At 37.7% G+C, this 13,084-nt stretch carries 8 protein-coding genes; 2 read left to right on the forward strand and 6 right to left on the reverse strand.

Annotation, left to right across the window (positions count from 1 at the left end):
• The first annotated feature begins 272 nt into the window (after positions 1-272).
• The gene (locus tag ABD676_RS13210; RefSeq protein ID WP_344675186.1) at positions 273-725 is read left to right on the forward strand and encodes an RrF2 family transcriptional regulator; all 453 of its coding nucleotides are present in this window, start codon (positions 273-275) and stop codon (positions 723-725) included.
• A 45-nt stretch (positions 726-770) separates the two neighbouring features.
• Here ABD676_RS13210 and ABD676_RS13215 read toward each other — a convergent pair whose 3' ends face one another.
• A complete protein-coding gene (locus ABD676_RS13215) occupies positions 771-2,552 on the reverse strand; it encodes a DUF4091 domain-containing protein (protein ID WP_344675187.1) in 1,782 nt (593 codons plus the stop codon).
• A 108-nt stretch (positions 2,553-2,660) separates the two neighbouring features.
• A complete protein-coding gene (locus ABD676_RS13220; RefSeq protein WP_344675188.1) occupies positions 2,661-6,707 on the reverse strand; it encodes a glycoside hydrolase family 2 TIM barrel-domain containing protein in 4,047 nt (1,348 codons plus the stop codon).
• 282 nt (positions 6,708-6,989) lie between these two features.
• On the opposite strand from ABD676_RS13220, the gene ABD676_RS13225 reads away from it, so the two are divergent.
• Entirely contained in the window at positions 6,990-7,868 is an 879-nt protein-coding gene (locus ABD676_RS13225; protein WP_344675189.1) for a S1 family peptidase, read from the forward strand.
• 282 nt (positions 7,869-8,150) lie between these two features.
• Here the strand turns inward: ABD676_RS13225 and ABD676_RS13230 are convergent, their stop codons facing one another.
• Genes ABD676_RS13230 through ABD676_RS13245 form a run of 4 tightly spaced genes read right to left on the reverse strand, consistent with a single transcriptional unit; the run spans position 8,151 to position 13,081 of the window.
• Positions 8,151-9,284: a redoxin domain-containing protein gene (locus ABD676_RS13230; protein ID WP_344675190.1), complete on the reverse strand. Its 1,134-nt coding sequence runs from the start codon at positions 9,282-9,284 to the stop codon at positions 8,151-8,153.
• Between the two features lie 39 nt (positions 9,285-9,323).
• A complete protein-coding gene (locus ABD676_RS13235; RefSeq protein ID WP_344675191.1) occupies positions 9,324-10,799 on the reverse strand; it encodes a PKD-like family lipoprotein in 1,476 nt (491 codons plus the stop codon).
• A gap of 58 nt (positions 10,800-10,857) precedes the next feature.
• The gene (locus tag ABD676_RS13240; protein WP_344675192.1) at positions 10,858-11,631 is read right to left on the reverse strand and encodes a DUF4843 domain-containing protein; all 774 of its coding nucleotides are present in this window, start codon (positions 11,629-11,631) and stop codon (positions 10,858-10,860) included.
• Between the two features lie 4 nt (positions 11,632-11,635).
• Entirely contained in the window at positions 11,636-13,081 is a 1,446-nt protein-coding gene (locus tag ABD676_RS13245) for a RagB/SusD family nutrient uptake outer membrane protein (protein ID WP_344675193.1), read from the reverse strand.
• Between the last annotated feature and the right edge of the window lie 3 nt (positions 13,082-13,084).

Below are 13,084 nucleotides of genomic sequence, written 5' to 3' on the forward strand. Positions count from 1 at the left end.
TTATCCATAGGCCTAACTGGACAGCCAAACAATCAAATGATTACAAAAAACAAAGCATGGTGACTTGCTAATTTGAATCAAAGTTAGGCAAGAATTAATAAAAGACAAAATTATCTTTTATTAATTTATTGGAAAGTTTAGATCAAGTTAATGTGAAATCGAGAAATATTTGGCTCTAAACGCAGAAGTAGTAGAATAAATAATTAACTTGTTAAGGTTTTTGGATTGTATTTTTAACAAGCTTATTGGAATAGGTTTTTAGGATTTTACTTATGGGAATGTTTTCGAAATCAACGGAATACGCGATACGCGCGGTATTTTACATTGCGAAATCCACGCAATTGGGTCGTAAGGTTGGGATCAAAGAAATAGCTTCCAATATTGAATCTCCAGAAGCCTTTTTGGGCAAGATATTACAGGAGTTAAGTAAGAATGGAATTATTCGATCCATCAAGGGTCCGAATGGTGGATTTTACTTAACTGAAGAGGAAATGAACAAAAAGCTCATCGAGGTTGTAAAAGCTATCGATGGAGACAATATTTTTACCGGTTGTGGTATGGGTCTTCAACAATGTTCGGAGAAATACCCCTGCCCTTTGCACAATGAGTTCAAAGCCATTCGAAATGATCTAACGCGTATGCTAAACCGCATTACGCTATCCCAATTTAATGATGAATTGATTCTAGGGAACTTGAACTTAAATAGGTTTAAAGTCGAGGAGTAATCAAGCAATAAAAAAAGCAGTAATTTCTTACTGCTCTTTGTTAATTTATTGCGCCAATTGATTTAATACGTCTTTTGCCTGATTTAAATCTTGATTCCAGGTTGGCGTACGTTTAAAATTACGTAGTTTATAGATTGCCTGATCGAGTTTCTTTAAGCCTTGCTGATCATTTTTAGCGATGAGCTGCTGTCGAATGATATTCACTTTTTCAAAATCCTGAATACCTTCTCTCATACGTTCGAAACGGATGGATGATCGTCCATCTGGATAGGTGACATAAGTGTCCCCAGCAGGCCAAGTCCTAAATCTAGAGTCTTGCAATGGATTTTCTACCCAAGAATTATATGCCCAACGTAACACGCCATTATAGCCATTTGCTTGTGCAAACCAACCTAAGTAGGTCGATTCTGCTGGGTCTGAAAAGGTGAATTGATTGGGGAAGTTGTTTCCACAATAGATGTAAAAAGTCGTATTAAGGCCTTTTTCCTTGCGTTTCACAATATCCATGGAATCAATTGGATGTTGTACCGCGGTACTTACATCGTCACTATTCGGATAACGTTTATAGGTTTGTTGGTTATCAGCATAAGCTACTCCTAATCCAGGAGCTACTTTTTCAATTAAATCGAATGCTGCACCCATTTCTTCTTTATTGCGTTCATCCAAGGCAATATTTGTCATTTCCAACCATCCTTTTGCTTTTAAATGTTTTGAAAAGTCTTTTAAGAATGGAGTCCATAAGCTGGTGAAAATCTCTGTACCAGGTTTAGCCACAACATTGACAAATTCGCCTGTTTGAGCATCCTTATAATGGATTTCATTGTTCCAAGGAACGATGGAATAGCAATTGATCGATTTTTTAATTCCTAGATCAAGCATGAAAGACACCCATTTATCAAATGCATCGTAATTATAAGACCAGGAACCATCTTTTTCCTTTGTCCAGATAATCATGTCAGCGTATGGATCTTGAGTCTGTACATTCCAAGGGTCTTTATTCAGGGTTGTGGTGATGACCTTTTGACCTGCATCTGCTAACATTTTCATTTGAGGCTTTAGGGCATCAAAATGTGCTTTACTCCACATAGGCACTTTTTTCCAACGGGCAACCGCTGAAGGGTGTTGCCATTGGTCCAAATGGAATGACCATTCGGTAGCTTCAGGAAGTGTTTGATTGAGCACCTGAATGTTCAATTTCAATTCTTGCGTTTTGATTCCCGTTCCTTTTACAAACACAGTTGCTGAATATTTTCCTGGTTTCGCATTTTTAGGCATATCAACAGTCAACCAAACAGGGCGAACGGTATTGGCAACCAAGTCCATACTTGACAAGTCATCCAACATATCTGGCGATAGACTAGCCTTAAAGTCTCCGGGCTTACGCCAACCACATCCAGGACCAAACTCATCGGTCATCACATAGCGTACGAATCGAGCTTCGGCAATCTTAGCAGGTAGTTTATCATTTCCGGCAGACTTAAAATCAGAGAAACTTAACACAAGATCTTTAATGTCTTCCTTTGACCACAATAACACTTGTGCAGAGGCCATCTCTCCTCTCCAAAGCGTTAATTCCGCAGTACGTTGTTCTGGAACATTAGGTTTAAGGGACTTCGTAAACCGTTGATCTATACTGACAAAAGAAGTGGATAGCCCTGCCGTTTGATTGGACCATGATTTTAAATAATCTTTACCAAGTGGATCAGGTAGTTCTTCAAATCGGGTAGAAGTTGGTTTATCAACTTTTTGGTTAAGCTGACCACAACTTAAAATAGTAAGGCTGAGACAGAGCATTCCTATTTTATGAAATGTAGAATAGTAATTCATACTAGGTTTAATGTTTGATTAATCTATTAACAATCGTTAAGCAATTATGATTAAGCCAGGTGCTTCAATAGTCCTGGCTTAATCATAAAAATACGAAACAATTGTTGTTTATTTCACGGTAAACTCTGCACCTGAGGCAAAGTCTTGACCATTCTGTGAGCTTAGTGCTGTAAAACGAATATAACGTCCCACAGCAGGTTTACTAAAGTTCACAGTCTTAAGCGTTCTATTCTTGTCAAACTCCCCTTCTGCAATTGGTTCAGACCAATTCTGACCATCCATACTCACTTGAATAGAATATCCTTTTATATGACCATTGCTACCATCTTGACGAGGCAAGTAGGTAAATCCTTTCATGGTTTTCGCATCACCAGCATCAAAATCAATCCAATGCGGATATTGCGCCACAGTAACAGAATACATGGTATGCCAAATGGTCGATGGATCTCCATCCAACAGATGCTCCGCATTTCCCTCGCCAACTTCTTGACTGGAAACAGATTTGATCAGCATTGGAATTGCTTCAATTTTCGGGAAGTCCATGCTGGTTGCCAATTTATCATTGCCAACATACCATGCCTTTACTGTTCCTCCATCGCGAAGAGCTATAGCTTCAGCATAAGGTACAGGTTTATTTTTGTTGACTTGAACCATGATCTTCGCATTGATAAGTTGCGAACGAACTTCTACATTGCCTTTACGGTCGCGGCTCATTGATAATGGCATGTCCCCTGCAACAGCAACCTTAGCTTGTTGTGCTGCATTTTTACCTTTAACCGGACGAATAATAAAGCCAAAGTCATGACCATTTGCTTTCACACGGTCTTTCTCCAAAGGAGGCCCTTGACCACAGCTGTTTCCACCAAGCCCCGTTACGCCAGCCATCAAATAAAGCTGTGTACCGCTACTTTTTGGTAGTTGGTACCCATGTGGTGCCAAAGTCATTTCTAGCTCAGTCCACGGAAGCGCAGAGGCTGAGAATTGATCTTTAGCAACGAATACCAATCCGCTTCCTGCATTATTGGTCAATGCACACCAGCGAACCTCTTCTCTATTCCCTGTGGATTGTGGTTTAGGCCATGCCACCATTTGATCCTTTACTGCCGAACTATACTGCTCAATAAATTGACCCGTCTTACGGTCAGCAAAGTTATTGATAGGTCCACGACCGTAATATTGGTAGTCAGAATAATTTTCCGGCACAGTCATACGGAATCCAATATGAGGCAACACCACTGAACTATTATTAGAAGTAATGCTGCTTTCTAATTCCACAGAACCATCAGGATATACTGTCCACACATAGTTACTGGTGAATTTAAAGTCTTCTTCTGTAAACGGTCGATCCTTATGATCATCTAAAGTATAGTTACCCGAACTTCCACCTCGGATAGTACTACCATTAGCTGCTTGCGAAGTAACATTGAAAGATAACACCCATGCTCCATCAGCACGTTGGTAAGAATTTTTAGAGGTTACTCGGTGATTTAATTGATGTAATCCTTTTTCAAACCATTGTTGATAAGCCCAATTATCGTTGTCCAGTGGAGCACGTAGTGCATCCAATTGCGGTCCTTCACCAGCGCGAATAACATCTTCATTTTGATAACGCAATTGATGAATGGTTCCATTCTGCTGATTGAATTTAACCTCAAAACCATCACCTTTTAAAACTTGTAAATTGTTTTCAATAGTAGAAGTCAATTTTGAACCCTTAGCAAGGCTAGCAACAGTTGGAACTTGTTGCGCTGTTTTAACCAACAATTGCTCCTCCATTTGAACATCACCTTCTTTAGCCCAAAACTTATCAGCAGTATGAGCAAATTGAATCTTCACAAAGTATTCCGATTGAGCATCTAGACGACTTATTTGAATTGGTAATTGAACAGTTTTATGCGCTCTAGGTGCTATAGAAGCGCCAAAAGCTGCAGGTAATTGTCCTTGGTCGACTTGCTGTCCATCTTTCCATAAAGACCATTTAACGATATAATCTGCCAAGCTATTGAAGTAGTTTTTATTAAAAATATCGATTTCCCCTGCGTGGATATTGATGGCTTTAACCCCAACATTTTGATAGACCTTTCTTACCTCATAGTATTGAGGCTTTGGCGTTAAGTCGGCAAATATCAAACCATTCATCACAAAGGTTCCGTCATTTGGTTTATCACCAAAATCTCCTCCATAGGCTAAGAACTTCTCCCCTGTTGTTTTATCGTAATAATACATGGATTGATCAATCCAATCCCATATTGCCCCACCCATAAAAAAGTTGGTAGACTCCATTGCCTCCCAATAATCAATCAGGTTCCCTGCTGCATTACCCATGGAATGTGCATATTCAGAGATGTGGAAAGGATATTTTAAGTTATACTTGCCTTTTACGGCACCACGAACCCAATCAATAGAAGGGTATTGGTTAGAACCGATATCGACAATGCTGTTATTTCTTTCATATTGAACCGGACGGGAAAGATCAATCTTTTTGATGGCATTATATGCCGCTACGAAATTCTTTCCTGGACCAGCTTCATTTCCTAAAGACCAGATCACAATAGATGGGTGGTTAATAGTAGCATGCACCATTTCCACATTACGTGCCACATGGGCATTTTCCCATTCCTTTGGATGAGAAAGCGAAGCATCCCCGTAATAGTACTGGTGGCTCTCCACATTGGCTTCATCCTCTAGGTAAATTCCATATTTATCGCATAAGTAGTACCAATAAGGATCATCAGGATAATGTGAATTACGTACATGGTTAATATTCGCTTGTTTCATAAGGATAATTTCCTTTTCCATCTGTTCCCGGCTAATTACTTTTCCTTTTTCCGGATTGGTTTCATGACGATTTACCCCTTTTAGCTTAACCGTCTTTCCATTGACATAGAAATACCTACCTGCCAGTCCAAACTCATCATCCTCGGCTTTGGTATCTTTCAGTTCCACTTCGCGGAAACCAATGTAGCTTGATACAACTTCTAATACTCGATTCTTATTATCTAATAGCTCGGCTACCAAGGTATATCTGTTGGGTTCTTCTGCAGACCATTTCTTTGGTGCATCCACCTTTAAGCTTTGTTCTACCGTTATGGAGGAATTCCCTGCTATTGGGTCTACTGAACGACGAAGATCAATGGCATCATAACGTTTTGAAGCATCACTATACAGTTCATTCTCGTACAAACTATAACGGATTTTATAACCTTTAACGGCTTTACCGTTGCTGTTCTTTACTTCTGCAGTAACTTTCAACGTAGCATTTTGGTAATTGTCATCCAAATCAGGGATGGCAACAAGATTTCTAATTTGCACTTTCGGCTTTGCCGTTAGGGAAACAGTGCGGAATATCCCAGGTAAGCGGAACATATCTTGGGCTTCTAGGAATGAGCCATCAGAATTACGATAAACTTCAACAGCTACCGTATTCTCTGCCCCTTCTTTCAGATAAGTGCTGATATCAAAAGAGGCTAAGTTGCGTGAGTTTTTGGAAAAGCCCACATATTTTCCATTTATCCATAAGTAAAAGAAAGAATCTACCCCATCGAAATTGATGTAGATCTCTTTCCCTTTCCAATCCTTAGGAATGGTAAATGAACGTTTATAAGAACCTACCTCATTTCGGTAAGTAAAAGTAGTCCAGTTTTGAGGAGGCGTACGCATCACCCCACCACGCCAGTCATCTACCTGAACAGCATGCTTAAAAATAACTTGTTGATTGACATAAATAGGTACTCCATATTTCAAAGAACCGTCTTTCTGTATACCAAGAATATTCCAACTCATAGGAACAGGCACATCATCCCAAGAATTGGTATTGTAGCTATCTTGATAAAAATCCTTAGGTCTTTCCTCGGGACTTTTTACCCAATGGAATTTCCAAGTACCATCCAAGCTTTTCCAATTGCTGGAGTTCTCCGGTAAAACTTTACGTGCTGAAGCAACATCGTTAAAAGAAAAATGATAGGCACGCGGAAGTTCTTTGTTTAAGGAAAGGTCTTCTGGAGACTCCCATTCTTTTCCACTTGGGGCATTGAATTGGCCATATGCAAATCCATTTAATTGTTTGGTAACTGGAATCGCCTGCGCAAATACCGCTGCAGGAAAACCTAGTATAAACAGACCATAACAAATGGAATGGGCAATTTTTTTATTCATAAAAGTTGTTTTAGGTTAAGACAAATGTAAAAAGCTTTAGACGCAAAAACCACCCATATGTCTAACTTATTCGTTAGATAGGAGCCTAAATCAAGTTCAAAATAGTTATCAATCGATTGTGTATTTTTTATTTTACGTTAATTTTAACTAGCCATTTCAAACACTTTAAAGCATAAACTAGCCATTTTGAGTCTTTTAAGCCATAATTAGATTGACGTCATATTTATTGCAAATAGGGACAATTTGTGATTTGAGTCGTCTTATCTTTTATTACGTTAAATTATGATGATGAAAAAATATCTATTAATCTTATTAGTACTTCCGTTATTTGTTCAGGGTCAGACTGCGGATTATATCGATGAAGAGGCTTTATTCATGAAACTTGTTTATCAGGTACAATCCCCTGCTTTTAAGTTTGCTGACTATTCCAAGGTTTATGAAACGGTTCATTTGAATCGTAGTCGTAGAAAAATTGACTTGAAGACTGTGCCTGCAAAGAAAAAAGTACTTAGTCCAAAAGAGATTTACAAACAAAACCGTCCAGATGTATATCGATTTGTAAAGGTATTTGTCAACCCAAGGAATGGCAAAAACACAATCGACAATATTTCTACAGCATTTCCGGTATCTGAAGAAGGACACTTTTTAATTAACCACCATATGGCAGAATTATGGGAAGTAGGATCAGGCGATTCGAGTAAGGTAGACCGCAGCGTGGTCTATTTCCTTGCTGATTACGATGGCAATATGTTTAGTATTGATTCCGTTTGCACCTACGACAAGAAGTCTGATGTAGCCATTATCAAAGCCAATACCGGAGGCAAAAAGATTAAAGCATTTCCATTGGGTGAAGATTTAGAAACTGGAGAGCATGCCTATATCATTGCCCATCCGAAAGCCTATCTCTATTACTTTAGTGAGGGCATGGTTAACCGTATGACACAAGATGGAGATGATGTATATAGTAGAAAAATGGAATTATCAGCAGACTATGCTGGGGGTTCAAGTGGAGGACCTATTTTTGACAATAAAGGAAATATTATAGGCATGGTTTCCCAAACACTTTCATTTTATTATTATCAAGAAGAACAGAAGAGTTTACAGATGGTTGTTAGGCAATCAGTACCTGTGTCTTTAATTAAGGAATTTATTAAAAAGTAATTAGCTTATAGAAAGCTATTAACACCGTAGAATAAAACAGGATGAATAAAAAAGGTCTGGAATTCATGGGTAGAATGTAGAATTATGGGAATATTCCCATTTTTTAAAAACGGTCAAATTTATTTCCTCCAAGAGGTTAAATAAATTTGGCCGCCAGATCTTAATCCAACCAAAATACAGCCTAAATCCTTACTGACATGACATCATAAAAAAAGGAACCACCGAATCGGCAGTTCCTTTGTGGAATTATATTTAACAACAAACTATAATTATCAGTATTAATTATTTTAGGTTTTCCATTAAGAATTTTTCCAAATCCTCTCCTCTTAAATCCTTAGCAATAATCTTTCCTTCAGGAGATAGAACCATGTTTGATGGTACAGCACTGATCGCGAACAATTGTGCTGCTTCATTACGCCAGCCTTTTAAATCAGAAACATTCGTCCAGTTTAATCCATCATCTTTAATAGCTTTCAACCAGTTCTCCTTTTTATCATCTAAGGACACCCCTAGAATAGTGAAACCTTTATCCTTATATGCTTGGAATGCTTTAACAACATTTGGATTTTCTTGTCTACAAGGCACACACCATGATGCCCAGAAATCTACCAAAACATATTTACCGCGGAAATCAGATAGCTTAACCATCTTTCCATTTGCATCAGGCTGTTCAAAGTCAGGCGCAATGGATCCTATTCTAAAATTAGAGGCATTAAAGATATTCTGAAGCTTCTTCCCTTTAGCGCTTTTTTTAAGTTCTGGGTTCAAAGCATTAAATAAGCTTTTTACTTTATCATTAACCGTCTCTACACTTACCATGGATTCCAAAAACTGTATACTTAAACTGCTATTTGGATGCGTTTCGATAAATTTTAATTGTGCTTCTTGATATAAGTCCTCCCACTTTCCGAACTTTTGATCACGCTCTGCTTTCAACTGTTCAATCTGTCCTTCCAAGCTTTCGATTTTATCTTCGTAAGCTTTGTAATCTGGCGTTGCGAACTTATTTCTTATTTTAGTTCGTTCATCAGAAAAAGCTAAATATTCTTGCGCACCTTTATCGCCTGACAACATTTTCGCATTGCCTTGGCTTGCATCAACTACTGTTTGACCAGAGCTTAGATAGAACCAATAATCCGAAATAACTGAAGATTGTTCATCTTTGAAGTCCTTTCTAAATATTAATCCGGCATAGCTTGTACCATCAATCTCTCCTTCAAAGGAAAATTGACCTTCCTTAACATCAGTAGAATCTATAACTTGTTCATCAGTTGTAAAATCATAATAAAACAGATAAACTTTTTTCAATTCTTTTGGGGCATTTCCTTTTAATAAAAAGGTGCCACCATCTTGGGCAATACCAAGTGTTGGAACAGCTAATAAACCCAACAATAGGCCTTTTATTATTTTATTCATATTGATCTTCATTTATGCACTTGGCATGATTTTATTTAATTACTCAACTCCTAAAGCTATTGACACGGCTTCATCTATTTGATATAGGCTCTTTGATATCAATGTAAGTGGATTTCCAGAGCCATCTGATTTAACAGAATAATGATAGAACGAACCTTTCTTTTCTTCTTTTGCACTTGGATTGAAGGTAGCAATTCCTACGTGCTTGTGACCTCCACTTTCATCTCTGTCAAAAGACCAAGCAACGATATTACCTGTTCCATCTTCTGGGAGGGTAAAGAAAGGTAGGGGGCTAACACTGAAAAACGGGAAACGGTATAAGGTTCTTCCAATGGCATAATAATACATCCTAGCCCATTTATCGTAATTGAAACTTACTGCTTTTTCAATTCCAGGGATATTTGCCCTCGCATTTTCTTTTACTTTGGTAAATTCAAATTTTCGAGAAGCATTGAAATTCCCAAAAGTGGAGAAATTGTACACTAGATCGCCCTTTCTAAGGATTAAGCCATATAGCAATCCACCAGTTGTACCAAAAGCATCTGGACCAGCACCAACTACTTCCAAGTCTCCCAAAGGTTCGGTACTTAAATTTTCTGAAATTTGGTCAAAATTGAAACGCTGTCTAGCACTTTCAAAGAACAGAATACGTTTGCTTATCTTATCATAACCCATCAGGAAGCGACCAGCATAACCACTAACATTAAAGTCATCATAGCAAATTCCATTCTTTCCAAAATCATATTTGGCGACACCTCTAATGGCTTCTGGCCATAAATATCCCTCCGAAACTCTGCGGACACGACCATTGTCTAAAATAAATCCGGTACCATTGAGTGCAGAATAACCCATCCTAAAAAAGGTAGGATGTAAATCCCCTCCACTCACTGAAGTGCCTATTCCCTTAACAATAGCATAAGGTTCCATGCTCGGAAGGTCAACCGTCATAATAGGATTAGCACCATCTTTGGTTACAACTGTGAAGCCATCGTAAACACGGTACCTGGATTTTAAATCTATTGCCACCGGATTTTTTCCAAGAGGATACGGATTCTCCTTACCTAAACTAGTTAATCGGAACCAGTTCGAATTAGGTTTTCTACTTGACTTGATATATAAAATACTGTTAAGGTCAGTATCTTTAGTTAACACAAAAAACCCTTTGGATACTGTTTTACTAACAAAAACTGAAAAAACATTTAAGTATTCTAGATTTGTTGTAGGATCCGTAGCATATAATTTGACATTATTTGACCCAGGCTTAAACTGGCTAGCTTTCAGTGTTACTTTTGACCCGACACCTAAAGTATCCTTATCAACTGCCCAAACATATTTCACCTTGGCAGGATCAAAGTCGGGCAAAGTTCCTTTTGCTTGTACTTCAATTGACAGATCTTCTCCTTCTGCGACCTCAAATTCTTGCCTATTGATTGGCTCTCCGGCGGTATCCACTACCACCAATTTATTTACTTCCGTGTAATCATAATTTCCTTGATCCTTCGAACAGGAAGCCATAAATAACAGCGAAATATAAAGACAAAATACATATATAGACTTCATAATGAGTTAAGATTTAAGGTAATAAAATACGTGGTTGGCTGGTATCACCATTCGGATAAACCACATGATCCTGAAAGTATTTCTTTACTAGCAAAATATGGTTATAAAGAATAGGTTTATCATTTGGCAGGTCTGTAAAGTAACCTGGCATATTGTCCCAATAATAGACAAATCTTTCACCAGAAGAATTTGGTGTTGGGTCAGCACCTTTATAATAAGTTAATATCCATTGTTGGTAAACTTCGGAATAAAATGGACCAAAAAATGCAGAATAATCTTCCCACCAACTAGGTTCTTCTAACTTATTTGAAACATTCAATTTCATGCTAAGGGTATTTTTCACCCCTAATAAAAACTGATCATTTTCCTTTAAGGTTAGCTTCAGCGCATAGGACTTGTCATTCATATCAGCCTTTTTATGAAGAATGACAAATAAACTGTCATTAATCAAACCTTTATGAAAAACTGGTTTTTCTATCTGGTATAAATCTTTCGATAGGGTTGTTTCCTTATCATCTACTATTACGGAGAATTCTTTGTCCTGGTCCAGAGGCATACCAATTATCCCGACAGGAATTCCGACACGGATGGTTTTTACATCCAATTCATGGAATGCAAAAGAGACACTCTTCTCATTGATATAATTGGTAGTACCGCCATCCAAGTTATAATCATTAAAAAAGATATAGGTTTTGGAGGTATCATATGGAACTAAATCTTCCTCTTGTTTACATCCAAACAAGGTGGTAAACACCAACACAAATACGGTTAAAAATCTTGTTTTCATCGTCTTAAGGTTTTGGGTTGTATAAATCTTCACTTAAAGGAATCGGGAATTTATAAATCGCCAAGCTTGGCTGAACAATCTTCCCGGTTACAGGAATTGGTAAGAATTTACGTTTATAAAAACTGAACAAAAACCCTTCACCAATATATTCACGACGAACCTCATCGATTAATGCTTGTTGAACCTCTGCTTTGCTAGAATTTGGAATATCATCGTAAATCCCCCGCGCTGCTCTAAAATCTTGCAATAGACTTACCGCCTCCTCTAAATTATCTTCAATCTTCACTTCGGATGCAATAAAGTACAGTTCAGGAAGATTCATTAACTGAAGCTCATGAGAGGCATGATTAACTAGATCAGGAATAGATTCATTTTCTGGGGAAAAGAATTTCACAAAGTACTCTTCCGATATGCCATCAATTCCCCACACAAACCGCAAATCATAAGGCGAACCTGTACCGGATTCATAGATTTTATCTAAATTGTTTTCATAAGCCACTGAATGTCCATTACCTTTAACAAAATCATTAGAGAAATTAAAATAGGAAAGGTTATTATATACAGCAAAAAGATTCTCAGGTGTAAATCGAAGATCCTTATGGTCGTCATAAATATCATCAAAAGTGACAAATCGTATTGCTTCTGTTTCTTTCAATTCATTGATAACCTCCATTGCTCTATCATAAGCAACTTTAGAATCTCCCGCTAACAATGATTTCCTTGCCAAAAGACCTTTTGCAGCATAATAGTTCATGCGAATACCACGGCGATCTAATAAAGCGCTGTAATCACCAACATTGGGGTTGTTTTGATTACCGGTACGTCCTATTTTGATGATAGGATCCTCTTTTAATAATTCTGCAGCCTTTTGTAAATCAGCTTCAATAAGATCCAAAACTTCCTTAGCAGTTTTATATTTTTCGGGTTTATGCGTTGGGGTTAAATAGTAAGGAATCGCAATAGCATTTATTCCTTCTTGCGAAATCACTGGTCCAAAAATTTTCAATATCTCCATATGAAGATAGCCTCTTAATCCATATGCCTCACCAGCAATAATATCATAATTCGGTTTGCCTTCTATATTAGGTAAATAGGAAATAATAATATTGGTTTGGTGAACTGCATTATAAAGACCTGTCCAAATGGCATCAATCTGTCCTCTTGCTGTGCCATTATTATAACGGAAATTTTTAAAGTCATTCGACACAATATCATCGGCTTGGACATTCCAATAGCCAACCATTAGATCCATTACCCCATATTTGAGCGATCGTCCATATAGGCCATTTGAGGCCATTGCTCGATAAACGCCAGTTAATGCTTTTGTAAAACCACGTTCATTGCTGAACACTTCTTCTTCATACACTTGATCATCGGGCTTTACGTCCAAGAATTTATTACAGCTGGAAAAGCCAAGCAATAAAAGTGTATATATGATTAATTTTTTCATAAC

The sequence above is a fragment of the Sphingobacterium kyonggiense genome, from assembly GCF_039536825.1.
Taxonomy (GTDB): domain Bacteria; phylum Bacteroidota; class Bacteroidia; order Sphingobacteriales; family Sphingobacteriaceae; genus Sphingobacterium; species Sphingobacterium kyonggiense.

Coding starts and splice junctions, on each gene's coding strand:
- ABD676_RS13210 (WP_344675186.1), top strand. CDS start 273: ATGGGAATGTTTTCGAAATCAACGGAATACGCGATACGCGCGGTATTT.
- ABD676_RS13215 (WP_344675187.1), bottom strand. CDS start 2,552: ATGAATTACTATTCTACATTTCATAAAATAGGAATGCTCTGTCTCAGC.
- ABD676_RS13220 (WP_344675188.1), bottom strand. CDS start 6,707: ATGAATAAAAAAATTGCCCATTCCATTTGTTATGGTCTGTTTATACTA.
- ABD676_RS13225 (WP_344675189.1), top strand. CDS start 6,990: ATGATGATGAAAAAATATCTATTAATCTTATTAGTACTTCCGTTATTT.
- ABD676_RS13230 (WP_344675190.1), bottom strand. CDS start 9,284: ATGAATAAAATAATAAAAGGCCTATTGTTGGGTTTATTAGCTGTTCCA.
- ABD676_RS13235 (WP_344675191.1), bottom strand. CDS start 10,799: ATGGCTTCCTGTTCGAAGGATCAAGGAAATTATGATTACACGGAAGTA.
- ABD676_RS13240 (WP_344675192.1), bottom strand. CDS start 11,631: ATGAAAACAAGATTTTTAACCGTATTTGTGTTGGTGTTTACCACCTTG.
- ABD676_RS13245 (WP_344675193.1), bottom strand. CDS start 13,081: ATGAAAAAATTAATCATATATACACTTTTATTGCTTGGCTTTTCCAGC.